Raw genomic sequence first — 24,520 nt, forward strand, 5'->3', positions numbered from 1 at the left:
CTTCCGTGAGTATCGTTTCAATGATTCATTATACTACAAGTGAACAAGCATCATACAAAATGATCATAGATCCGATTGCGCTCGGCTCGTTCTTGCGGGCTGAGCTTCTGGGCATCGGCAATCTCGTACCCGCCAAACGTGTCATACAGCCTCGACGAGGGATCGATTTCTACATAGGTACACCAAGGCAGCCAGTGATAATGACTTTCCAATACCTGGTTGATAAAATTGCCCGCTTCATGGCCCAAACCAGGCATAATATAGCCGATACTGCCGTCCACATCATTGGACTGCCTCGTATTCTTATGAATGAATTCGGCAAAATCGAGATAATGCTCATCCCCGGTGATGATATACAGGCGGTAATACGTATAGGAACAAGCAGCCATATAGACATCCGCTCCTCCGCCAATGGTAATAATACTCTGACCACTGATGGAATATTTGTTGAAGGGATGCACAGGCCATGGGGTCGTCACCGGGAAAGTCCACGCATACGTCCACGTCTCCGTATAATCTGCAGCCCCGATCGCACCCTCCAGCCATTTATCTTCGCCAGTCAGGTCATACAGCGCCAAGAATCCCCACATCGCATAGATGCCAGCCTCGTTATCCTGAACATCGGTGTTGTCGCAAGTCCCTCCGCGGTATTCCAGGTTCCGATAGGCGTTGTCGAATGACCAAGTCCCTGCTTTGATTGCCGCAGTTTTGTACCGTTCATCGCCGGTCACCAGGTAGAACTGGACCAGGAACCGAATGACGCTTGGGGTGTTGGCCTTGGAGTCCATACGAATGGAGCTGTCTGTATTGTAAGCTCGGTAGAAGCTGCCGTCCTCATTTTGGATGTCTACAATCCAATCCGCTGTTTTTTTGCAAAATGCCAACCAGGCGGGCTTCTCCTCGCCCTTCTTATGCATATATAACCAGGCGTCCAATATATTCTCGATGCCGTCTGCCAGCATCCGGATATAATGCGGGTAAGGTTCGAACGCCCCGATCCCGGGATGATAGCACATCTGCGGCAGGCCGGAGTCGGTCATCGCGGACCTGACCCAAAAATCAACGATGTTCATTCCTTTTTCATAAGACTCCGCGTTGTTCTCTTTGTCTCCATATCGAAGCAGCTGATAACCGATCCCCGGCTGCTGTCCGACAAATCCGAATTGAAACGATACACTGGACACGTCCATGTTGGGGAATTGACAGGAAAACGGCAAACCGTAAGCGTCTCCATATTGCCTTGTATAATGGGTCAACATACGCATACAATTGTGGAAGTGACGTTCATTATCGACTTCAAACAGCTGATCCCGCATCCGATCGTAGGTGGTCCTCCAGATATCGCGCATCATGAGCTGATAGTCCGGATAGTGACCGAATTGAAGCGCTACTGAATAGCTTTGTTCAAATCCGACTTCTACCGGATGGTTGACACGATTGAAGCTTTTCGATTCGCCCTTGTAATCCAAACCGGCATATCTCCTGGCAGCAGACATCTGTCCGTTACAGCCGGGATAGATGTAATCGATGGACAACCCGTCTACCTGGGCTTCAAAATCCTTGCGAACAGGAAAACCATAATACAGGTAATTCATCGTCCGGTTCTTCGGCTTGCTCATGCCGATAGCGCCAATCGTAAACTTGGGGTCCACGTGGTTGCCAGCCAGCTTGATATCAAGGGAACGCATCGTGACGTCGGAAGTCCAGCGCGATAACGCCGCCATCTCGCCGGAAGCGATATGGTGCATCGCGAAGAGCGGCAGGGCGGATCCGGTCTCCATACGCCAGAAATACTCGCCGTCCAGGTCTTTGCCAAAGTCCGTCTCGCGTGCGAATTCATTCTGTTTATACCATACGCCCGGAGCGAAGCAGTTGTAATCGCGCGTGTCCTCCGATTCAGCCATCACGAAGGAAATCTTGGTGGAGAAGCCAAGATCGTCACCAGCCTTCAATACCTGGACCTTCCGGGTTACTCTAAACCCCGGACCGGCGGCTTCATAGGCATCGACAAATGAGAATTCCGAGCCGGCCGGCACGGCAAGCGTACCTTTGGCAATGACTTGGTTACCCGACGCTTCTATCTCGCTGTAGGCCTTGTCATAAAACTCATTCAAAGCCATTGCCGTCTTAACCGTTACAAACATCGGCCGTCGGTTATAATAAAGCCGCCTCCCGCCCTTTAACACCTCCACGCCTCCGTCTGTGAAAGAAAGCTCATATTCGCTGTTTACAAGTTTCATTTCGATTCCTCCCATCTATTGATTAATGTGCTGCTTCGCTATCGCTCGTTGAGATATCGCACCGTATATGCCACAAACTCAGCCAGCTTATCTACAAATTGTATAGGTTCCACATGAAATCCTGATTGTTCCATCGCCTCTCTCTGGATCGGGGCAGGCGCAGTATAGGGAAATAGTCCGACGACATAGTGAGACTGCAAATCAAGGAATTTAGCAATCGTCTTATCATCCCAGGAAGGGAAAGCTGTAGCGATGACTTGGCCTACCTCGGCTATAGCTAGCATATATTGCTTCTTGAACTCAACCAGTTTCTCCAGCGTCACATTCCGCTCAATGATGGTGAAGAGCATGGAGATCAGCTTCAGGAAGCGTGGATGCCGATCGGCGGCTTGGGCCCACTGCTGTGAAAACGCAGGAATATCTTCTGTCATGTCTTTAACAAACGTGGTCCTGAGGTCGGCAACCCAACCTAGCATTTCATCCAGCGCCACCATCAGGTAGATCTCTTCCTTGGACGAGATGTATTTATATAGATTTCCACGAGTAAAAGTCGTTTCTTTGGCAATTTTGGCCAGATCAATCTCGTGAAATTGTTCTGTATCAAACAATTTAATCGCCGCATTCTTGATTTGCTCGATGCGAATCTTCCGCTGCTCCTCATTTCGTACCCGATCGAATTCCATGTTACCTAACTCCTTTCGGCAAGGTGAAACGGCTTCGCCTAAGAGTTTTGCAAAGCAAAACTGGCTTCGTAAGCACGCGGCGCAGCGCGTTTCATTCCGGAGAAATACAAGCCAAGTAGATGAGAAATCATATACGCTTATATTTCAAAATTATAACACATTCCTCTTGCAGGATTCTAAGATTACCTTTATACTATTCTTAAGTAACGTGACGTAACGTCAATTAATATCGGGAAGGTTGATGAATATGAGTAAACCAAAGGTTGTGCTTGTTACCGGGGCCTCGGCAGGCATCGGGAAAGCAACGGTGCTGCAGCTGTTGCATGAGGGGTATATCGTGTACGGAGCTGCCAGACGTATGGAGCTGATGAAGGATATCGCATCGAAGGGCGCCCGGGTCATCGCGATGGATCTGACTGACGATGCATCGATGACGAGCGCAGTGGGTCGGATCATCGAGGAGGAAGGCAGGATTGACGTGTTATTCAATAACGCTGGATATGGCTCCTACGGGGCTGTGGAGGATGTCCCTATCGAAGAAGCGAGACGTCAGTTTGAAGTGAACCTGTTCGGTTTAAGCCGGCTCACTCAGCTCGTGCTTCCTTATATGAGGGGGCAACGTTCGGGGAAGATCATCAATACGTCCTCGGCAGGCGGCAAAGTCTACACCTTGCTGGGCGCCTGGTATCATGCCGCCAAGCATGCGCTGGAGGGCTACTCCGACTGTCTTCGTCTGGAGGTCAAGCCGTTCGGGATCGACGTCATCGTCATCGAACCAGGCGCTACTGAGAGCGAATGGGCGGATGTCGCCATCGATCATGTCCGCAAGACATCGGGGAATACAGCGTACAGCTCATTGACGGCTTCATTTATTGACGCCTTTAAAGCCCTTGAAAAATCAAGTAATATCTACTCTCCCAATCGTATTGCTGACTTAGTATCGAAAGCGATATTGGCCAAAAACCCGAAGACCAGATATGCGGCAGGAAATGCCAAACCTGTACTCCTTATGCGCTACTTGTTGTCCGACCGCATGTTTGACCGTATACTATATCGTATGTTTAAGGTGAACAGCCAGCAAACCTAAAAATCTCACCACACCAAGCGGGAATGTCTTCTTCTAAATCCATTGATAAGCAAAGTTGATCCTTGGCTGAAGCCGTCGTGATGGCTTGTTCAGAACGCCTCATCTTGATAATACGCTTGGATTTCCCTCCCCAAATAATCTGCTATGTCTTCAGGAATATAATTGTTAAACTCATGATTGTGTGTCTCCAAAAACCGGTTATCCTCCATAAGACGCAACACGTTTTTATTCGTTGGGAACAGCCGGTTCATATCATCAATCCTCTCCCTCACTTGATCTCTGCTTGCAGGATCATCATGCTGAATCGCACGTCTGACGGCTTGCAGCAAATACCATACATTCAGATCCATCCTTTCTTGATAGGCCGGATCGCGGAGCTGCTTTAACTCCCCCATAATCTGCTTGTCCGTCTTAAAGTACGTTTCTAAAGCTTGAATCTGCTTCTTTTCCCGGCGGAGTACGTCAAGCATAATAAAAGCAAATTCATCCAACTCCTCCTCAGCCATGCCCTCAGCCTGGTACAACCGCTCCATCCTCTTAATCACTTCTAACATATCTTCTAATTCTGCTTGTTTCTCTTGAATAAGCTTCTTTTGGATATGCATGAGATCGCGGCTTTTCAACGCTTCGTTGGTCATATGCTCTTTTATCTCATCCAAAGAAAGACCAAAATGTTTTAAGATCATAATCTGCTGGAACAATTCCACATCTGACCTTGTATACACTTTGCGGCCATTCTTGTTCGTTTTCTGTGGTCTCAGCAACCCGATTTTATCATAGTACCGTATGGTTCTAACCGTTGAATCCACTAATTTTGCAAACTGGCCAATGGTTACTTCCATGTTAAGCCCCCTTACCATTCTTTCGATGAAAGGCTTGCTTACGACATAACGTCACAACCTATGATTGATTGTATCTTACATCTGAGAGGAAGGATAGTATGGGATCACCACAATCGTTATTTAAGAACCGTGCTTTTTTATTTCTGTTTCTCGGTAGTTTCTTTGCCATTATTGGGTTCACCATGTTTTATATGACCACGACCTGGTTTGTCATTTCGGAATTGGCCTCTGCCCGTTCCTTAGGTCTCATCCTTATTGCCATTACGGTGCCGCGTATTGTTATGATGGCGTTTGGCGGAGTGCTGGCAGATAAGTTTAAGAAAACGACAATTATGTTCAGTACAAGCTCCATTCAAGGCATTCTGCTCGTCATCATATTTTTGTTGAAATATAACGACCTATTAACCTTTGGGTATTTGATTGTTTTAGGATTTTGTTTTGGGACATTGGATGCTTTTTCAGGACCAGCCGGAACATCGCTCATTCCAAAAATGGTACCGAAAGAACAAATCAAACAAGCCAATGCCGTCATTCAGGGTCTCGGGCAAATTGGTTTTGTGATTGGACCGATTATTGCCGGAAGTGTCATGGAGTTTGGAGGTGTAACGTCAGGCTATATGGTCGCATCCATTATCGTGCTATTATCTGCTTTATTCATGTTCCCCCCTTTCTTGAAAGAAGGTCCTGTGGACAACACCATCAAACAAACGCCGCTTAAAGATTTACTAGAAGGGTTTACTTATGTTAAAGCCAGCAAATTCTTGCTTACGGGCATACTGATTCTTGTTACGTTAAATTTCTTTGCCTTCGGTGCCATATCGATAGCCATCCCCATCTTAGTTGAAACGTATGGCGGAACCCCGATGAACCTCAGCTACATTGATGCTGCGTTAGGGGTTGGGATGCTCGCAAGCACCGCAATCATCGGGGTCGTCAAAATACGCCGCAGGGGATTAACCTCGATTGCAGGGCTGATTGCTACCTTACTGGTAGCGATAGCCTTTAGTCAAATTCCTAATCTATATATATTGACTTCGTTGGCGTTCCTGATCGGGTTTACGATGACCTTTGTCTCGATTCCCTTCTTCACCTCCGCTCAGGAAGATACGGACCCGCGCATTATGGGCAGAGTCATGAGTATCGTCTTCCTGGCCATGAACGGGTTTGATCCTCTTGCTTATGCGGCTGTAACTTTACTTGTTTCCCGCGGCTTCGATATTCAATCCATTATTTTGTCCTTCTCCATTGTTGGCTTGCTGATTGCTCTTGTCACCCTCTGGAGAGGAAAAGTGTTCAGAGGCTATACCTCTAACTACTGACCAGGCTGACCTGTAAAAGGGGCGCTCCCTCGCATGCCGGCGAGGAAGCGCCACTGTTTGTGGGCAGCGCATCAGCTCTATCGAGATGCCGGTTGAGCGTCAAGCATTCTCAAGATCAGAACGACCGCCTCCGCCCGGGTCGTATTAGCCGCAGGCACAAACCGGTTATCGCCTCTTCCGTTGACCAGACCCGCTTCGGCTGCCGCCGCCACATAAGGGTGTGCCCAGGCCGCAATACTGTCGGTATCGGCGAATGTCGGCTTAAGACCTTGGTCAGCTGCACGTCCTGATGCCCGCATCACCATGGCAACCATCTCGGTGCGGTTGATCAAACTGTGCGGACGGAAGGTGCCGTCCTCGTACCCCGTAATCACGCCGGCCAATTGGGCTTCGGTGACAGACGGCCTGGCCCAAGCCGGAATCGTGCCGGCATCAGCAAACTCGAACGCTGCGCCGTCTCTGGACGGAAGCTCCATCGCCCGGGCGATCATGACGGCAAACTCGGCTCTCGTTACCTGATGCTGCGGACGGAAGGTGCCGTCGGGATAACCGTTCACGAAGCCAAGTCCGGCTGCCCGCTCGATCTCCTGTTTCGCCCAGTGACCGTCAAGATCGTTGAAGAGCGCAGGCAGCTCACCGGCAGGCCTCACGCTCCGGCTGACATTCGTAACAAGATTCGTAGCGGTGAGGTCGCTCTTTACGAGCTTCACCTCAGCAAGACCGATGGCTGTAGGCTCCAAGCTTGTCCCTATGAGCTCGTACGTGATGGTAGCCAACACCACCTTTCCGTTATCACCGGCAACTTTGCCGATCTTCGTATGGGCAAATACGAGCTTCCCTTCCTTAGGCGCCATCGGCACGGAAAAGCCCGGCAGCGAGCTTTCCGCTTTCACATAACGCAAACGGCTGGTATCAAAGGTCAGATTTATTTCATAGCCATACAGATCGGTCAAGTTGTCTCCGGTCACGGTAACCTGGAAATGCTGACCGACTGCAGGGCGTTCATTGTTCACGGTTAAGGTAAAGGCAGCCTCCCTGGCAAGCGCGGTATAAGGAAGAAGAGAGAGTGACAGCATCAGAGCTAGACAGAGGAATAGGAGTTTACGTCTCATCGTCGGATCCATCCTTTTTCGGCAGATTTTACCCTTGCATCGCTTAGAGAAATGGAGGTCGGCGTGACGCCGGCCTCCGTGTGGTATATCTCTTATTCGGACAACCAGTTTTCAACAATCATTCTTGCTACGGCTGACAATTCGCGAATCGTAATCTCGCCGCTGTCGAACAAGTCTGCCTTCTCGACATGGACCCAATCCGGATCGCTTGATTTCGTACCGTAGTACTTCGCCAGGAACGACAGATCGAGAATCGTCACGGCGGTTTGACCCGGTACAAGCGTAATGATGCCGGCAGCAAAATCTTGTACGGCTTCATGAAGCGCCGTCACGGCTTGGTTCACCGTAGACTGTGAGGCAGATCCGTCATTTTTCACGGCCTCTGCCCGCTGGATTGCTGCTTCCAGCGCATCGATGGCCTCGGCGGAATATTGACCGATTTTAGTGCCTTCCTCTACGCTGCCCAGTTTAGCTTTCGCTGCGTCAATGGCTTTGATCAACTCGGCTTTGTTGACATTCGGATCAGCAATGACACTGCTTCTGAACACCGAGATCGCTTGATTGAGCGCTGTAATCGCCTGCGCGATGTCACTCTCCGTCGAGGCAGCATCATCCCGGACCTGGATGGCCGCTTGAATGGCCTCTTGCAGTCTAGCTTTGGAACCGACCGGATATTGCCCGGGTTGTGTACCTTCGGTAGCTGCACTCAGCAACTCTTGCGCTTGTTCGATAATGGCGGCGAGCCCTGAGCCATCTGTCAATCTGACTTGGATGTCCAGCACGGCTTCCTCTACATTGATATTGCGTGCAGAGGCTTGTGCAGTCACCACAAAGTCTGAGAGAGACACGCTCGTACCGCCCGCAGCTGCGCTGCTTGCCGCGCTGCCATTGAGCACGAACAGTTCGCCGCTGTCTTGGTACAGACTGCCTTTCGTTGATGCGATGATAAGGATCTGCCCTGTTTGCGGCTTGACGGCAGTTGCCAGGATGCTTAGATCAGGATGGACATTGGTAATCGCGCGATCGGCCAGGCTGACCACACCGCCATCGTCCGTCCGGGTCTCGAATTCGAATTTTGCCGGATCGTAATTCACTTCAACGGAGAACGCATCAATCCCCGTGACCAGATTGTCGATGCCAACGGACAGATGAATAGGATGTCCTGCGATGACGGTAGATGGACCGCCGAGCTCTGCGTTCTCTTGCTCTTGGTTGACTTGAAGCGCTTTAAATGCGTTGCGCAGCGCATAATATGCATTATCCGCTGAATCCTGCCCGATCTCGTCGTCCGAAGCGGCAGTTTGGGCCTCACTTAAGGCGCTTGCAAAAACGTTCCATGAATCCATCGTATACTTCGTATGGTCCAGGTTATTAACGGCCCCTATGAAGTCAGTCAGTAAGGTTTTGTCGACCCCCGTCGGGTCAATCGGGTTGGCGGATCCCCCACGGCCGACTTTGACCTCGTTAAAATAAGCCTCTACTTTCGTAATCTCGTCAGCCGTCAGCACCCGGTCGTAGATAAGAATCTGCGAGACTCTGCCCAGGAAGCGGAATGGGGTTGAAGCCGACATACTGTATCCGACGCCCAGATCAGATCGGTTCCCTGCAAGCGCCTTCGCGTTGGTCCCAGGCGTGCCGATAACGTTGTTATTTACAAAGACGGCTCGATGGGTTCCGTTCAGCTGTGCTCGCACGCTGACCAGATCGTCAGTGGCTGTAGTTGTAATCTGCTGGCCTCCGCCAGATACGCTGCCGTCGGCGTTGCCAAAGCGAATGTTGACTCGGTTGGTTCCGACACCGAGATTAATCCCGCTCCAGCCATCGTTGGCAGCCCATGTCTGGTAAGCCTCATTCAAACCAAAGTAAACAAGGCCATTTTGGTCGCTGGAGTTGTTGGCAGTCGTTGTTGGTCTAACCAGTGTGTAGATCGTCATCTCCGTACTGCCGTTATAATCTTTAAAACCTGCCGCTTTTAGCGGTCTGGAGTTCGCCGCGAATTCCACATAGTCGTATACATCCTTCTTTATGGCGGGGTTGCCGTTTGGTGTTCCAAGATTGTCGCCGCCGCTGCCGGGGACATTTGCCGGGACAAGCTTCGCCGGGACGCTTCCCATATTTGTCCATCCGGTCACATTGCCGCTGCTGTCTCTTTCCACGCCTTCATCGGCCTTGAGCCATAAGTCGAGACCATTTCTTGGAATGTCGGCGAGTGTCGTATCACTTACCACAACACGAGTGTGCGATTGACTCAAGACTTCGCCGTCCTCCGCCAGGACATAGATAATGTAGGGTCCGGGCACCATCGGGGCGTTCATCCCGATCGCGTCACCCGAGGCCACCGACTCATCGTCGCCGCCATCAAAATGTCCACCGCTCGACGAGGAGATCCATATTTTTTTGGTGGCATCATCCAAATCAATAGCGAATCTCACTTTCCCGCCGGGGGCTACGTTCACATCAGCCGGGAGCAGCTTGTTTGCAACAGATACAGTGGTGGTGAATTGGATGGTCATTTCATTCGGATTGGCTGGTGTGCTGACGACCAACGTCCAGCTTCCTTCGGTGGCGATTTTATATCCGCTCGCCACGGGATTGCCGTTAAGCGTATACGAGTATTCTCCGCTCAAGGTCAATTCAAGCGGTCGTACCGATGAAACCTCGTAACTTTGCCCGTCCTCCACGTTAATGGCAGACGCGCTCTGGTCGACGTATACCGTATGCTTGGACGTCGCTGTTGCTCTGCCGTCGGCATAGACGATATACAGCTTGTATTCCCCTGCTGCAGAAGGAGCTTTGATTGTTTTGGCGTCGCCGGCCGCTTTGGTCATCCGATTGCTTTCACCAAAGGCCGTTGTGTTCGCAGGGGCGAGCCAAACCGTGTCTTGGGCTTGCAGCAGCCCCCTGCGTTTCAGCGTCCCACCATTGCCCATGATGACGTTGGACGCCAGCTCGAACTCGGTATCGGCAATGAGGCTTCTTGGGATCATATGGGTGTATTCATTCTTCAACCCCGAATTCAGTACGATTTCGTTGCCCTTAAGCGGCCAAATGCGGGCTTCGCTTTTGTAGTTGTCGTAAGTAATCCTGGGGGCGCCATTCTGGTTGTTGTTGCCATCCACGTAACCGTCTATGGCGATCATATCGCTTTTACGCTTCCAGTTGTTGAACTCAAACAGGCGGCTTTGTCCGGGGGCATGCGAGAGTTTGGACTGCACGACATTGCCGATCATCTTGATAAATGTGCTGCCTTCGTCCGGATGGAACCCGTTCGTCCAGTTGTTGGAGGTCGTCGGTTTGCCCGTCGGATTCGGATCCAGAAAGTTGTAGTTCATCTCGGTATAATTCGTCCAGTTGTCCGGATGCCAGTTGCTGGTCTTGTCGGTGACGGGATTGTTGGTGAGCGTGTTGATGGTATCCCACGTCCCGCCATCCGGCAGCGTGCCCGGATCTCCCTGTCTGCCCAGGGAGTAGATGGCCCCGGAGTCGTTAACGACCGTACAGATCTCCTCTACCCGGTTATAGCTGATCTTGTTATTCCTGGACGTCGTAGTGATCTCTGGAGATCTGGCGAGACTCGTCTCGTGCGTCCCATGGTAAGGGCCGCCGGTCTTGTTGGTGCCTTGGGCCGTGAAGCCGAACCCGTCGTACTCGTCCCAGCCCCAGCCGATGCTCATCGCGCCATAAGTGGAGTCGTAGAAGTAGTTGTGCAGCACCTGCATGTTCGTGGTGTAGAAGGAGGCGAGTGAGTTGGCTCCCGGGAATCCATAGCAGTTCCTGAACAAAAAGTTGTTCGTGATATAGATGTTCTCCGGCACGGCTTCCGTACCCGACTTGAACTTTTCCTTGTCCACGCCTGCCCAGCTCCGGATGGGCGTGCCCGAGACCGAAATTCGGGATTCATGCACTTCAGGCTTATCGTTCTCATAGATATGGTGCGGATGACCGATGACAATGCCCGAAGCGAGCGTATCCGCAATATAGTTGCCCGTAACTTCGATGTCCTTGACATCATTTTCGATATGGATGCCATTGAAGCCGGTCAGCATAATATCGCCGTCCAGCACTTTGATATTTCTTGCCCCGTTGATCATGACCGCTGCGGGCGGGATGTCATACCCGCGGTAGAACGTCTCATGCCAGTTGATGCTGCTCGGGAAGTACACCGTGTTCACGATCGAGCCCTGAACGGACGCATACCCGCGGGAGCTGCTCGTTACTTTACCGCTTCCGTCGCTTAGCGTATAGGTGCCTGTCAGTTCAAACAGCTTGTAGTCGGTATGGGCAAATCGCAGCCCCTTAAATGTGATGTGCTTCACTCGTCCATCATCCGAGCCCGCCACAGGGCTCAAGCGGTCCCCTACAGGGATGCCTCTGATGTCGAGGACGGTCTCCAGCCTCGGAATGACCACATCGGCGGTATGGATGTCCTCGCCTTCCAGCGGGATGTAATACAGCGTGCTCTCTGCCTGGTCAAAATAAAAATCTCCGCGTTTGTTGAAAAATTCGAAAGCGTTGCGGATCACTTGGTTATTGCCAGGATTGTATTGGGTATTGTTGCTCAAAGACTGGGAGATCGCACCGTACGGCATCTGGAAGCGGAGCATGACCCCGCCAGGCTTGCCGCTCGCTTCCGGCGCCTGCTCGATTGACGCGAACGTGACAAACGGTCTCGCCCATCTGGCGGTAGAGCCGCCCATGCTTTCGGCTTCGATGTTTTGAGGGTTTTTCGTATCGGCCTTCAGACCGACGCTGGCATCGAATACGATCCCGGCGCGGATATTATTGCCGTCCCGCCATGCCCAATCATTATCCGCACCGGTGAAGCTGACTGTCGGTGTGCCATTGACGGTTCGGTTAGCCGACACGATTTGCGGGCTCAGCGTCATGTTGGCTCGCTTGTCATTGACATAGATGGCACGCAGCTTGTCGCTCCGTTCAAGGGTCGTTTTATACGCCGTCAAGCCGTTCGTGTGAGTCAGGCCAACCGCTTCGGTCCATACTCCCTTGTCCAGCATTTCACCGGCGCTGATGACGGGCTTCGCTCCAGGAGCCGCTTCATACCGGATCGTGCTGCTGGCGCTGCCGGAATCGTTCTTGTCAAAGACCAGCGTTTCATCCAGCGAATAAAATCCATCCGCGATTTGAACAACGATATCACCGCCGGTTTTCGGAAGCGTTCTCACAATCTCTTTTGCTTTGGCAATGGTTTTGTAGGGCTTTGCTTGCGATCCGTCACCTGTGCTATCGTCGCCAGTCGCAGCTACATAGATTGTTTGGCTCACCGTATTGCTTATCTCATTACTCGTCGCACTGTCGGCCGAAGCTGCCGCTGCCGACAAGGGCAGCATGGAGAAGACCAGCATCAAACTCATCATCCATATGAATGCTCTTTTCCTCACGTTCAAATAACCTCCCTAGATAAGGTGAAAATCTTAAACAGTTGAAAAGGAAGCCTAAAGTCACGGATCGATCTTACGATCGCTGTTGTGCGAACGCTTCGCAGCATATGCTCCCGAAATCGCTTTCTTTCAGAAAGCGTTGACCAGATTCGATTCCGTGCCTCTTCGGCCATTTTTCTTCAATCAATTAGAGTTTAAGCGCTTTCACAAGCGTGCTAATTTTACATGCCCGATCACCTCCATAATCGCGTATACTTGCGTCCTTATTATTTAAGAATGGCTCCTGCCGTTAGAGCGTTCTCGATCTTTTCATTGCCAATCATGTAAATCAACATCGTAGGCAGGCTTGTCATGAGCATAGCTGTCCCGATCAGTCCCCAGTGGGACACCCCAACGCTGACAAAAAAGCTGTGCAGCCCTACGGTAAGCGGCCGGAATTGCTCTCTGGCTCCGAGAATGAAAGCTAGCGGGAACTCGTTCCAGACCCGCATGAAGATCAGGACGGTCTGCGTCATGAGCGCCGGCATGACAATCGGGAAGATAATCCGGAAGAACGCCTGGTACACATTGGTTCCATCGATACAGGCCGCCTCCTCCAGCTCTTTGGGCAGAGACCGCAGGAAGGCATAGAGCATCAGCACGCATGCCGCCAGAGAGAAACCGGTATAGGGCAAGATCAGCGCAAAGTGCGTGTCATTGATATGGAGCGACTTCACCAATTGAAATAACGGAATGACAACGACCTCTATCGGCACGATCAGCCCCAAAGAGACATAGAACAGCATCGTCCCATTCCACTTCCAAGACATCCGGCTCAAGCAATAAGCAAGCATCGTCCCCGCGAGAAGCGTAATCGCGATGGTGCCGCCTGTGTAGATAAAGCTGTTCTTGAAATACAGCAAAAAATCATATTTGGCTAAAACCTCGGTGTAATTCTGCCATTCCCAGGACTGAGGCAAGCCGAACTGATTCTCATACGCTTCAGATCTGGACTTCAAGGATGTGGTGATCATCCAGTAAAACGGAAATAGAAAGGTGCAGCCGATGACCACCCAAAATACGCGAAATAAATAGTTCACTGTCCCATGCCTCCTAAAACTCTACTTTTTCACGGGCGACGAAACGTTGGATAAGGAAGGAAATCAGCAGACACTGCAGGACAAAAATAACGGCAATGGCTGTTCCCTTACCAAATTGCGAGGTATCAAACGCCGTGTAATACATCTGATAAATCACGGTTCTTGATAAATCGCCCGGACCGCCGGCCGTCATCACCCGGACATGGGCATAGAAAGCCATAGAGCCTAAAGTCGAGAGAATGAGGACATATTTGATAACGTCTTGCAGCAAGGGAATCGTAATGCGGAGGCTGACTTGAATAGGATTGGCGCCATCAATCAGGGCAGCCTCATAATAATTTTTGGGAATCGTCTTGATCCCGGTATACAACAGGATGGCGTTCAAGCCGATGTACTGCCACAGGAACGTCAAGCCGATGCTCGCCATAACCGTGTTCGAGTTGGTCAGCCAGGAACGGGTCAGGTGATCCAATCCCACGGCCCTCAATATCGTATTGAACAAACCCCAGTTCGGCTCATAGAAGGCCACCCAGATCTGGGAGATGACGATGACGGACAGAATCGCCGGGAACATCGCAGCGGTTTTGAAAAACCTTCGCAGCTTCGGTGTCTGGGCATCGATAAAAAGCGCCAGGATCATGGAAAGCGGCAGTCCGATCAAGAGGGACATGCCGACAATTAAATACGTATTCTTATGCGCCACCCAGAACGAGGATTGCTGCATGACGCTCCAATAGTTATCAAGACCAACAAACCCCAGATTCTGAAAGCCATTATGGTTATGGAAGCTCATCCATAATTGCGGCAATAGCGGGTAGACACAGAACAGGGTAAATAAGATTAAAGCAGGAGCAGCAAAGACGGTTATCGACAGCTTGGTGCTGAAATACTTGTTCATAGCTCACTCTCCACTATCCGTAGTTCAATCGCAGGCATGGGCCCGCCAGACGTGCGTCCGGCGGGATGACCTTATCTCTATGCCATGACAAACGATTCCTTAATCAAACCATGTATTGGCTTCCCACTCCTGGTTGATGACCTTGATGAAATCGGCGGCCGGATATTCACCCGTCAGCAGTCTGGCCCCCTGAGTTGACATCTCCGAGGACATCCGCGCATCGAGAGAATTGAGCGCCATCGAAGGAATCATCACTTCCGCCGCATTGTACCAAGTCAAGAACTTCTCCATCAACGGCTCCAGATCCGATGGCGTGTTGCCGGTCTCCAACGCAATGGCTGAACCGACTGATTCGAAATACAAGGCATCCTGCATCGCCAGGAACTCGGCCAGTTGGACGGCCTCATCCGGGTGAGCTGTCTTGGCGCTGACGGCATAGCCGTTCAATGGAGAGCCCCAGAATTGAACTACTTTGTTCTGGTCATACGCTGGTCCTGCGCTTGGGAACGGGAAGAAATCGACCCCTTCGATTTTCGCCATATTCGGCAATTCCCACGTGAACATCCACAGCATGGCTGAGCGCTTGGACGTAAACATTTCCATCGCCGGACCATAATCGAGATTGGCAATGCCATCTGCGAAGACACCTTCCTTGACCAGTCGTTCAATCCGCTCCACCCCTGCCATAACGGAGGGATCATTGAAGTCTGTCTGATTGTTGACCAGCTTGCTCATTGCCTCCGGGTCCTCAATCTGGATCATCTGCTGAAGCATGAACAGCTTCGGTGCCCAGCCGTCTTTGCCCGGCGTTGCCACCGGAACAATGCCGTTATCCTTCAGCTTCTTCGACACCTCGATCAGCTCATCGAAGGTTTGGGGCACTTCTGCGCCTGCTTGTTCGAACAGATCCTTGTGATAGAAAATAACCGGTGTGAAATACGTATCCGCGCCAGAAGCAATGCTATAAATCTTGCCATCAAAATGCTCCAGGGCTTCAGGTACTTTATATTTGTTCAGAAAACCGCTTTCTGTAATATGAGGCTTCAAATCCATAATATTGCCTGCCTGATTCAAGGAAGTGAAGAAGCCGGCATCATTCCAGAACACATCCGGCATATCTCCGGAAGCATTATAGGTTTTGATCTTGTTCGCCATATCCTCACCGCCGCCGCCTGGCTCGAATTCGACCTCCAGGTTAGGAAACGCCTCGGCCAGATTGGGCTTGATAAATTGGTCCATGATGTTATTGCGGTTTTCATCCGTCGTGAGGGTCATGACACGAAGCTTGATTTTTTCCTCGTTTGTCTTCCCCCCATTGGTTTGTTCTGAAGCGCCCGTCGAAGGCGAAGGTGATGGTGCAGGCGCAGGTGCAGGCGAATTGGTGGTAGACGAACAAGCTGCCGCAGCCATCATTGTGCAAGCCAGCAAAGCCGTTAAATAAATTGCGCGATTTGATTTCAATGTTCTGACCTCCCGTTTTTTTCTGTAGGATGACAGCCCACTCAAGAGAGCGCTACCATCTACACGTTTTATTTTATCTAGCAGCCCCAGCCTCTAACAGAGACTATTTTAGGTGGGGAAGGAATATTGTCGGCACTTGTCTGGCAGCAAGTAAAAACGTCTGTCAGAGGCTTCGGAAGGCTCCGCTCTGACAGACGATGAAAGGATTGGATCACTTGATTTGAATAATTCCTCTTATTTGCTGACGTTGCTTATATACTTACTAGGCGTAATCCCCGAATACTTTTTGTAACATTTCCCGAAATAATTGGCATCCGAATACCCTACCCTGCTCGCAACATCCTGAACGATAAGATAGCCCTGGTCAAACAGCTCCTTTGCCTTTTGCATTCTGACTTGCGTTAAATAATCATTGATCGTAGAGGCGGTCTCTTTCTTGAATACATAGCAGAGATGGGTGTAATTCATATGGACGCCTCTGGCAATGTCCTCAATCTTCAATTCTTCGTTGCAATAATGTGCTGTAATGTACGCCTTGACCTCTTCTACAATAACTGCGGACCGACTGGACTTTTTCGCATGAACATGGAGCATGATCCTGCCGATCAGACTCCGGATCCAATCCTCAAACTCACTAAACGAGTCCATTCTTTCTACGAGTCCGAACAGATCAGGCTCAGACCGACTATGGACGATCTCATGGATATCCTGAGAGGTTTCCTCCAAGAACTCCATGCATGTCGAATAGATTTCAAAACCAGCCACAAGCAGCATGTCCAGAGAGGCCTGCTTTAATCGGGCATGGTTGAAAAATTCGCTCAGCCATGCCTCTACCTCCGGTGCATTGCCTGTTCGCATACTCTTCAAGAAGCTGCTCCGCTTCTCCATGGAATAGAGATGGACCTTCATGGCCGACCGTGTAATGTGCGAATACCCGATCACGCGATTGCCCCCAAGCAGATAGCGATGCTTGAGCGCATAGAGGGCCTCTTTGTAAGAGGCGGACACGCCCTCCAGGCCATCATGCCCGTTCCCCAGACCAATGGTATAGGCCCATCCATGGGCCGCCGACATCCTCGCGCCTATCGATTCACACTGCGCCCCTATGTCGTGCACCTCGTGGTCTTTCGAACCAAACACAAGGACAAATTGGCCCTTTTCATTAAAGAATCCCTCGCAGCATAATGTTGGTTCCATGGCTTGCTGAACAAGGGCAGGCAGATTCCGCCTCAATGCTGCTTTATCCTGGGTTAGACTTCAGATCTTTATCATCCTCACTAATTTCAATAACTGCTGTCCGATAGCTCGTTGAGCTGGTGTCGATTCCCAAGCGGAGCAGTCGCTCGTCCTTATGTTCAGCTTCGAGGTTGCCCAGCACCCAGTCGTTGAGAGCTTGCGTTCTCTGCAGGGATGCTTTTTCAACCGCCTGCCTTTTCAAATCATCCAGCTCTATTTTTGCATGTCTCTCGTGAGTGATCACATGCTTCATTTCACTTAATGATCGTTGAATCTCATCGGTATCAATCGGCTTTAATACATAGTTGGAGACACCGAGCTGGATTGCATTCTTCGCATAGGCAAATTCGCTATGACCCGTCAGTACGATAAACTTGGCGTTGAAGCCCGCTGACCTTGCCTTCGCAATAAACGTTAATCCGTCCATAATCGGCATGTTGATATCCACCATAATAATATCCGGATGCAGCACTCTCATCTGTTCAAGCGCATCCTCCCCATTTTTTGCCTCGCCGATCAATTGAAGATCCCATTCCTCCCAAGGCAATGAAATTTTGAGCGCTTGTCTAAAGTAATATTCATCATCGACAATTAACACTTTATACATGCTCCTGCCCCTTTCATTCTATAGCTCTGTTAGCGGAAGACGGATCGTGACTTTGGTAAACGAGCCGGAGACGCTATCCACTTCTAATCCATAGAAGTCCCCATACAACATCTTGATGCGGCGGTTCACGCTTCGTGCCCCGAAGCTCGCTTGTTTCTTGTCCTCCACCGCAGGCTGCAACAGATGCTCGATTTGCTGCGGGTTCATCCCAACACCGTTATCCAGCACCTCAATAATAATTTGACCCTCCTGCAACGTACCGGTGATGCGTAATTGTCCCTTCTCTTTCTTCCACTTGAGCCCGTGATAAATCGCGTTCTCGACTAGCGGCTGAAGCATCAGCTTGGGCGTTGCATAACGCATAATCTCTTCATCAATCGTCATGCTGTAATCCATATATTCGACATAGCGAAGCTTCTGGATCTCCAGATAGCTCTCCGTTAATTTCATCTCTTCCCGTATCGATATGACATCATTGCCTCTACTGAGTGAGATGTTGTAAAAATCCGCCATATACTTGGCCACGGCAATCGCTTCTGTCTTCATATTCAGCTTGATCAGCGAAATAATCGTTTCAACCGTGTTGTATAGAAAATGGGGTTTGACCTGAGACTGAAGCAGCTTGAATTCAATCTCTCCCTTCGTTCGTTCCTCTTCAGCAATCTTGGTCACAAGCGCTTCGATCCGGTCCATCAAACTATTGAAGCCGTCACTCAAATGTCCGATTTCATCCGTAGATTTATATGCGCTCCGCACATTCATTTGACCATTTCTTATTTTCCTCATGGTGCTGGCAAGGATAAGCAGAGGCTTCGTGATGGAACGGGACAGAAAAAAAGAAATTCCCAATGCCACTACAAGACACAAGATTCCGGTACGAATAATAAACTGATTGATTTCTTTATTCTCTGCCGTGATGACTTCAAGCGGAATGACACTGATGATGGTCCAACTGAGCGGTTCAAACCGCTGCGTAGATACGAGCAGCTTGTCCCGTCCCTTGCCGAGAATGAAACTCAATTGACTTTCATCCGGATCAGGAAGGGTAATCGAGGTCATTTTCGTGAAATTTCGATACAGTAACGACTTATTTCGGGAAGATATGATACGATTCGTATCATCGAGGACATAGAATTCCCCTCCCTGATAGTTTAAGCTACTTTCATAAATCGCGGCAATGACAGATTCTTTGATATAGAGCGCAACCATGCCGATGGTTTGTCCCATTTCTTTGTGCACCACCGCTTTGGACACGGCGAACACATCGCTCTCGGAAGCATCATAGCGGAATTTGAACGGCACCAGTCCCGTCCAGATCGGACGATTGTTATTGGCAAGCTCCATGGCCGTTGGCTCCGTACCGAATAGTTGTGTTGCATATCTGTTATCCCCATATCCAGCATCTGCCCATCGCATGCGGGACGAAAGGACACTGGCAGCTTTGACGATCGTATTGGGCTCCACAAAATTGCTGATGATCTCCGAGATTTTCATACTCATATTTAAGCTTTCGAGTCCGCCCTCCGACTTTTCCATGGCCATATCCTTGTACAAAACCTCCTGCAAACGAAAATCAGTCGCCAGCATTTTGGAGTAATCCTCCACATACGTAATCAACGTCTCGATATTATTGTTGATAAGAACGAGCTCGCGCAATGAATTGTTCATCGCCTTGTCGATGATCGCTTTTTGCGAGATACTATTGGAGAAGTAAGCGATGACGGTAATGAGAATGCCCACAATAACAATGATGGTGGCGAAAATTTTGTTTTTGATCGAGATGCTTTTCAGATCGAATGGGTGCTTCATTCTTGAACCCTCACTTCCCCCCACAGTAAAAAGGTTCCCAGCATAAAACCGTTTTCATTTTAATGAACATTCGACATCATAGGTAAGCATTCCTCCTGCGTGTGCAGAAAATGATAAACCTGCCTGTAACGTGAGAACTGCTTGTAATCTCAGCGACGGTTGACCTTCACACCAGCGTGAAGCTTTATACTATGGCTAGAAAGCTGCAATCAACATTATGATGAACAGGAGGAACAAAGTCTTGAACCATTATGAGGGTAAAAAAGCTGTTATCGTAGGCGGTACACATGGTATGGGGAGAGCTGTGGTGGAGGCATTGCTAGCGGGGGGAGCCCAGGTGATGTTGACGGGAAGCAGTCCTAAAAATGTAGAAAAAGCGAGACGGGAACTGGGAGAACGGGCGCAAGTCATGCAATCCGATGTATCTCTCATGACGGATATCGATGCATTTGGTGCTTACGTAGCCGAACAGTTCGGAGAGGTCGACTTAGTCCACTTCAATGCAGGAATCGCGATGCTAGAACCATTCACGGAAGTGACCGAGAGCTCGTACGATAAGACATTCGACATTAATACTAAAGGGGCTTTCTTCACCGTTCAGCGTTTGGCCCCCCTCATCCGAGAAGGCGGGTCGATCGTCTTTGCATCATCCGTGGCAGAGGAAGGCGGCACCCCGGGGATGAGCGTCTACGGCGCTTCAAAAGCGGCCTTGCGTTCGCTGGCCTCTGGTTTTGCAGCTGAACTGTTGCCTCGGGGTATTCGCGTCAATGTGGTCAGTCCCGGTTTCATCCAAACGCCGACAATGGGTGTGGCTGGCATCTTAGAATCGGAACGCGCCGCCTTTGAAGAGCTTGGAGACCAGATTACGCCAATGAAACGTCATGGCTCGCCTGAGGAAGTAGCAAAAGCAGTACTTTTTCTCGCTTTTGAGGCCACTTTCACCACTGGCGCCAAATTGGCAATAGACGGCGGCTTAGGGCAAGGCCTCTCAGTGCAGTAAAAAAAAGCTGGTACACTCCGTCCTAGGTGCCACTGACAAGATGCTCTGGCACTCTAGACGGACATACCCAGCTTATGTCCTTTGCTCGAACTAGACAGCGCAACCTGCCGTTCCAGCAGCCGCTTCAATTGCAGCATGGAATCGATCTGATAATTCACCTTACGAAGTTTGTTTTCGTAGATTTCCTGCATTTCATCGCAGTATTCATAATCGTCTGGTGATGCGACCTCGCACTGGAACAAGCTATGTATTTCATCCGTTGTGAATCCCAGCTTCAAATAGAGCTGAATCGCTCGAACCCGTTCGACGGCTGGTTCACCGAAATCTCGGTAGTCGTTTTCGAGTCTATCCGCCATTAGCAGACCTTTTTCTTCATAATGCCGAATTGCACGCGGGCTGACATTTGTCAGGCGGGATAATTCACTTATTTTCACTCGAGTAGACCTCCTTGCTTTTAAATGAATTTTACATGTATATGCCCCGAACCTCATTATATCACGTTCGGCATCTACAAATTCCCCCTTAAAAAATTGGTCCCTCCTATGCGCTCCGTCTTACTCACGGTACTTCAGCACCCACTTTTCCATTTCCTTCAATGCCGCATAAAAATCGATGCCTTTTTCCGTCAACGTGTATTCTACACTGACAGGTACCGTTGGAAACACTTCACGATTGACCAGTCCATGGCTCTCCAAGTGACGCAGTGTATCTCGAAGTGACTGGGTTCGAATGATCGAAGTGTTACGCTGTAATTGATTAAACCGTGTCGGCCCATTCAGCAATTCCTTCATGACTGTATGCGTCCACTTCGAACCGAGAATTTGAAGCACTTCACAAATATACAAATTGGTATCATTCAAATCATTTTCAGCCATAAAAACACTCCTTACCATAAGGTTAGCTAGTCAAAAGCAATGGAGTATGTCAAAAGCAATTGCCTTCTTACAAGTCTACAACCACTGCCTTATAATATCAATAAACCGGTACATTCAATACTTTTGGCGCCAAAAGATAACTCTAGATGCTAACCAAGGATAGGAGATGAATGAGCTATGCACATCACACAGCAAATACACTTAATGAAGAGACCGATAGGCCGTCCGGATGAATCAAATTTTGAAATCGTTCAAGCCATGCTCCCGAAACTGGAGAGGAATGAAGTTCGAGTGAAGACTCAATATATGTCGATAGATCCTTATTTGCGCAACATGATGAATGAACAACCATTTGTCGCGCCATCCTTTCAATTGGGTCAAGTGTTTGGGGAGTTAGTTGTAGGCGAAGTTACCGAATCAACAAGTAAGATGTTCCGACCCGGCGATTTCGTATCCGGTTCTTGGGGCTGGCAAACCTATGCGAATGTAAGCGATGAGGATCTGATGCTTATTAATCCAGACCAAGCCCCGATCTCCACCGCACTGGGCCTTCTCGGAATATCAGGTTTAACCGCATATTTCGGAATGAACGAGATTGGCAAGCCAAAAGCCGGCGAAACCGTAGTCATCTCAGGAGCAGCAGGTGCGGTAGGTATGCTGGCCGGTCAGATCGCTAAGATTAATGGAGCGAGAGTCATAGGTATCGCGGGTTCCGATAAGAAGGCGAACTATTTGCTTCAAGAACTCGGTTTCCATGGGGCAATTAACTATCGTACGACATCGAACCTGCTGGCTGATTTAAAGGCAGCTGCTCCGAATGGTGTTGACGTATATTTCGACAACGTAGGGGGATGGATTTCCGACACCGTTTTGGCTCTCTTGAATCGAGGAGCACGCATTCCTATCAGCGGCCAAATTTCACAATACCACTCTGAGGAACCGGAGCTCGGTCCGAGAGTAGGGAACCTGCTTGTCAAAAAATCTGCCCGCATGCAAGGATTCTCATTCATTGATTATTCTTCGCAGTTCCCGGCGGCTCTGGAGCAGTTGAACAGTTGGAGTGAGGCAGGCAAAATTAAATATAAAGAACATATCATCCAAGGCTTCGAACAAGCGCCAAGAGCATTCGCAGGATTATTCTCAGGGGAGAATATCGGAAAGCTGTTGGTTCAGATTTAATGATGGGATAGATGCATGAGAATTATCGGATAACTTTCAATCGCAAACAAAAACTCTGTGGCAGATAGCGATTCACAATAAGACCAACGAGCTTGCCTTAAGACCTCGCCCTGTGATTAGAGCAGCTCCCTGGAAGAAACCAAGAAGAGCAGGCAATAGCATACCTCCCACGGCATACTCGTAAAGCTTAGCGAGGTCTGCATCCTCGCCCAGGTAGACGGTGTCTCCGCCCAACACCTTAAGCGTGGACTGGTAGTCGTCGAACGCAGACTTATTGCCACAATAATATAAGACGGTATCCGGTTTACCCACAGCTGCAGGTACGTTCTTGACAGCACCATCAAGGAACCTCGCGCCATGTCCGGTTGCCCAAGCAGCCATCCTGCGAGCACCTGAAGGGATGCCCGAGTTCAGTGTAACTAATGTCCAGCCAGCCAACCTATTTCCCGCTGGTTCCATTACCTGGATTGTCGCATCGTAAGTGGTAAGACACGTTACAACGATTGCGCTTACCAACCTCGTTTTAAAAACAAAAAAGTACTGCACCCATCATTATTTCGGGGTACAGTACCTTCTTCATTTCGTTAAGACCTTTTCTGTGGCCTCCGTATTACTCAGTCGATTCGAAGTCCATCATTCTCAAGATCAAAACGACTGCCTCCGCGCGGGTCGCGTTAGCCGCAGGCACAAATCGATTATTGCCTCTGCCGTTGATCAGCCCCGCATCCGCTGCCGCAGCAACGAAGGGCTGAGCCCAGGCTGCAATGCTGTCGGTATCGGCAAATGTCGGCGTCAAGCCTTGGCCAGGCACAATATTCAATGCCCGCATGACCATGGCGGCCATTTCGGTACGGTTGATCAGCTGGTTCGGACGGAAGGTTCCGTCCTCGTATCCCGTAATCACGCCCGCCAATTGGGCTTCCGTAACAGACGGCCTAGCCCAACCCGGAATCGCGTCCAGATCGGCAAAATCAAAAGCTTCCCCGCCTTTGGACGTAAGCTCCATCGCCCGGGCGATCATCACGATAAACTCTGCTCGGGTTACATGATTCTGCGGACGGAACGTGCCCTCGGGATAACCGTTTACGAAACCAAGTCCCGCTGCTCTTTCGATCTCCTCTTTCGCCCAGTGGTTATCAAGGTCAGTGAAGCTTACCGGTGGCGGTGGGGAGGTATCGGCAGGTATCACGCTCAGGTTTACATTGGCTACTGGATTCGTAGCGGTCAGGTCGCTCTTCACCAGCTTCACCTGCTTAAGCTCGATCGCTGTCGGGTCATCGCTCGTACCGATGGCCTCAAACGTAAGCGCAGCCAGAACCACCCTTCCGTTTTCACCAGCAACCCTGCCAACCTTCGTATGGGCAAATACAAGCTCCCCACCCTTGGGGGCCATCGGAACGGAGAAGCCCTGCAAGGAGCTTTCCGCTTTCACATAACGCAAGCGACTTGGATCGAAGGTCAGTTTTATTTCATAGCCGTACACATCGGTCAAGTGGTCTCCAGTTACGGTAACCTGGATATTCTGACCGACAGCAGGGCGTTCATTGTCTACGGTCAAGGTAAAGGAAGCATCCTGAGCAAAAGCGGGGAAAGGAATGACAGCTAACGATAGCATCAGAGATAAATATAGGCATAGGACTTTACGTCTCATCATGGAATCGATCCTTTTCTGTGAATTTAAAGGAGTGGAGAAA

General features: G+C 50.0%; 18 protein-coding genes and 1 pseudogene. 4 read left to right on the forward strand and 15 right to left on the reverse strand.

What is annotated here, in order from left to right; translation table 11 throughout:
• Positions 1 to 50 precede the first annotated feature (50 nt).
• Together ABC336_RS04545 and ABC336_RS04550 are read right to left on the reverse strand one after the other, a co-directional pair.
• A complete protein-coding gene (locus ABC336_RS04545) occupies positions 51 to 2,240 on the reverse strand; it encodes a glycoside hydrolase family protein (RefSeq protein WP_413237543.1) in 2,190 nt (729 codons plus the stop codon).
• Between the two features lie 38 nt (positions 2,241 to 2,278).
• A complete protein-coding gene (locus ABC336_RS04550) occupies positions 2,279 to 2,923 on the reverse strand; it encodes a TetR/AcrR family transcriptional regulator (protein WP_413237544.1) in 645 nt (214 codons plus the stop codon).
• A gap of 247 nt (positions 2,924 to 3,170) precedes the next feature.
• Between ABC336_RS04550 and ABC336_RS04555 the strand changes: the two genes are divergently transcribed.
• A complete protein-coding gene (locus ABC336_RS04555) occupies positions 3,171 to 4,010 on the forward strand; it encodes an oxidoreductase (RefSeq protein ID WP_413237545.1) in 840 nt (279 codons plus the stop codon).
• Between the two features lie 89 nt (positions 4,011 to 4,099).
• On the opposite strand, the gene ABC336_RS04560 is transcribed toward ABC336_RS04555, so the two are convergent.
• Positions 4,100 to 4,852: a MerR family transcriptional regulator gene (locus ABC336_RS04560; protein ID WP_413237546.1), complete on the reverse strand. Its 753-nt coding sequence runs from the start codon at positions 4,850 to 4,852 to the stop codon at positions 4,100 to 4,102.
• Positions 4,853 to 4,950: 98 nt separating this feature from the next.
• Between ABC336_RS04560 and ABC336_RS04565 the strand changes: the two genes are divergently transcribed.
• Positions 4,951 to 6,171: an MFS transporter gene (locus tag ABC336_RS04565; protein ID WP_413237547.1), complete on the forward strand. Its 1,221-nt coding sequence runs from the start codon at positions 4,951 to 4,953 to the stop codon at positions 6,169 to 6,171.
• 77 nt (positions 6,172 to 6,248) lie between these two features.
• Here ABC336_RS04565 and ABC336_RS04570 read toward each other — a convergent pair whose 3' ends face one another.
• The 9 genes and pseudogenes from ABC336_RS04570 to ABC336_RS04610 form a co-directional block, all read right to left on the reverse strand.
• Entirely contained in the window at positions 6,249 to 7,283 is a 1,035-nt protein-coding gene (locus ABC336_RS04570; RefSeq protein ID WP_413237548.1) for an S-layer homology domain-containing protein, read from the reverse strand.
• Between the two features lie 92 nt (positions 7,284 to 7,375).
• A complete protein-coding gene (locus ABC336_RS04575) occupies positions 7,376 to 12,682 on the reverse strand; it encodes a DUF4972 domain-containing protein (protein ID WP_413237549.1) in 5,307 nt (1,768 codons plus the stop codon).
• A gap of 266 nt (positions 12,683 to 12,948) precedes the next feature.
• Positions 12,949 to 13,761: a carbohydrate ABC transporter permease gene (locus ABC336_RS04580; protein WP_413237550.1), complete on the reverse strand. Its 813-nt coding sequence runs from the start codon at positions 13,759 to 13,761 to the stop codon at positions 12,949 to 12,951.
• A gap of 13 nt (positions 13,762 to 13,774) precedes the next feature.
• A complete protein-coding gene (locus ABC336_RS04585; RefSeq protein ID WP_413237551.1) occupies positions 13,775 to 14,659 on the reverse strand; it encodes a carbohydrate ABC transporter permease in 885 nt (294 codons plus the stop codon).
• A 99-nt stretch (positions 14,660 to 14,758) separates the two neighbouring features.
• Positions 14,759 to 16,120 carry an ABC transporter substrate-binding protein gene (locus tag ABC336_RS04590; protein WP_413237552.1) on the reverse strand — a complete coding sequence of 454 codons (1,362 nt, stop codon included), beginning with the start codon at positions 16,118 to 16,120 and terminating at the stop codon, positions 14,759 to 14,761.
• A gap of 234 nt (positions 16,121 to 16,354) precedes the next feature.
• Positions 16,355 to 16,894, reverse strand: coding sequence for a helix-turn-helix transcriptional regulator (locus ABC336_RS04595; RefSeq protein WP_413242436.1), 540 nt, complete (start codon positions 16,892 to 16,894; stop codon positions 16,355 to 16,357).
• A 255-nt stretch (positions 16,895 to 17,149) separates the two neighbouring features.
• Positions 17,150 to 17,317 (reverse strand): annotated as a pseudogene (locus tag ABC336_RS04600) (response regulator); the annotation flags it as partial.
• 43 nt (positions 17,318 to 17,360) lie between these two features.
• Positions 17,361 to 17,963, reverse strand: coding sequence for a response regulator (locus ABC336_RS04605; protein WP_413237553.1), 603 nt, complete (start codon positions 17,961 to 17,963; stop codon positions 17,361 to 17,363).
• 18 nt (positions 17,964 to 17,981) lie between these two features.
• On the reverse strand, positions 17,982 to 19,772 hold the full coding sequence (locus ABC336_RS04610; RefSeq protein ID WP_413237554.1) for a cache domain-containing sensor histidine kinase: 1,791 nt from the start codon (positions 19,770 to 19,772) through the stop codon (positions 17,982 to 17,984).
• A 241-nt stretch (positions 19,773 to 20,013) separates the two neighbouring features.
• Between ABC336_RS04610 and ABC336_RS04615 the strand changes: the two genes are divergently transcribed.
• Positions 20,014 to 20,772 (forward strand): SDR family oxidoreductase, encoded by a 759-nt coding sequence (locus ABC336_RS04615; protein WP_413237555.1) that lies wholly within the window; start codon positions 20,014 to 20,016, stop codon positions 20,770 to 20,772.
• A 53-nt stretch (positions 20,773 to 20,825) separates the two neighbouring features.
• On the opposite strand, the gene ABC336_RS04620 is transcribed toward ABC336_RS04615, so the two are convergent.
• Both ABC336_RS04620 and ABC336_RS04625 read right to left on the reverse strand, forming a co-directional pair.
• A complete protein-coding gene (locus ABC336_RS04620) occupies positions 20,826 to 21,206 on the reverse strand; it encodes a MerR family transcriptional regulator (protein ID WP_413237556.1) in 381 nt (126 codons plus the stop codon).
• Positions 21,207 to 21,326: 120 nt separating this feature from the next.
• Complete coding sequence (locus ABC336_RS04625) at positions 21,327 to 21,647, reverse strand: winged helix-turn-helix transcriptional regulator (RefSeq protein WP_413237557.1); 321 nt, start codon at positions 21,645 to 21,647, stop codon at positions 21,327 to 21,329.
• Positions 21,648 to 21,824: 177 nt separating this feature from the next.
• On the opposite strand from ABC336_RS04625, the gene ABC336_RS04630 reads away from it, so the two are divergent.
• Entirely contained in the window at positions 21,825 to 22,826 is a 1,002-nt protein-coding gene (locus ABC336_RS04630; RefSeq protein ID WP_413237558.1) for an NADP-dependent oxidoreductase, read from the forward strand.
• A 610-nt stretch (positions 22,827 to 23,436) separates the two neighbouring features.
• On the opposite strand, the gene ABC336_RS04635 is transcribed toward ABC336_RS04630, so the two are convergent.
• Positions 23,437 to 24,480: an S-layer homology domain-containing protein gene (locus ABC336_RS04635; RefSeq protein WP_413237559.1), complete on the reverse strand. Its 1,044-nt coding sequence runs from the start codon at positions 24,478 to 24,480 to the stop codon at positions 23,437 to 23,439.
• Between the last annotated feature and the right edge of the window lie 40 nt (positions 24,481 to 24,520).

Origin of the sequence: Paenibacillus jepli, from assembly GCF_047238105.1 — a bacterium.
GTDB lineage: Bacteria > Bacillota > Bacilli > Paenibacillales > Paenibacillaceae > Paenibacillus_D.

Bases quoted from the DNA above. Each gene is read 5' to 3' on its own strand.
- ABC336_RS04545 (WP_413237543.1), bottom strand. From the start codon at position 2,240: ATGAAACTTGTAAACAGCGAATATGAGCTTTCTTTCACAGACGGAGGC.
- ABC336_RS04550 (WP_413237544.1), bottom strand. From the start codon at position 2,923: ATGGAATTCGATCGGGTACGAAATGAGGAGCAGCGGAAGATTCGCATC.
- ABC336_RS04555 (WP_413237545.1), top strand. From the start codon at position 3,171: ATGAGTAAACCAAAGGTTGTGCTTGTTACCGGGGCCTCGGCAGGCATC.
- ABC336_RS04560 (WP_413237546.1), bottom strand. From the start codon at position 4,852: ATGGAAGTAACCATTGGCCAGTTTGCAAAATTAGTGGATTCAACGGTT.
- ABC336_RS04565 (WP_413237547.1), top strand. From the start codon at position 4,951: ATGGGATCACCACAATCGTTATTTAAGAACCGTGCTTTTTTATTTCTG.
- ABC336_RS04570 (WP_413237548.1), bottom strand. From the start codon at position 7,283: ATGAGACGTAAACTCCTATTCCTCTGTCTAGCTCTGATGCTGTCACTC.
- ABC336_RS04585 (WP_413237551.1), bottom strand. From the start codon at position 14,659: ATGAACAAGTATTTCAGCACCAAGCTGTCGATAACCGTCTTTGCTGCT.
- ABC336_RS04595 (WP_413242436.1), bottom strand. From the start codon at position 16,894: ATGCTGCTTGTGGCTGGTTTTGAAATCTATTCGACATGCATGGAGTTC.
- ABC336_RS04605 (WP_413237553.1), bottom strand. From the start codon at position 17,963: ATGTATAAAGTGTTAATTGTCGATGATGAATATTACTTTAGACAAGCG.
- ABC336_RS04610 (WP_413237554.1), bottom strand. From the start codon at position 19,772: ATGAAGCACCCATTCGATCTGAAAAGCATCTCGATCAAAAACAAAATT.
- ABC336_RS04625 (WP_413237557.1), bottom strand. From the start codon at position 21,647: ATGGCTGAAAATGATTTGAATGATACCAATTTGTATATTTGTGAAGTG.
- ABC336_RS04630 (WP_413237558.1), top strand. From the start codon at position 21,825: ATGCACATCACACAGCAAATACACTTAATGAAGAGACCGATAGGCCGT.
- ABC336_RS04635 (WP_413237559.1), bottom strand. From the start codon at position 24,480: ATGATGAGACGTAAAGTCCTATGCCTATATTTATCTCTGATGCTATCG.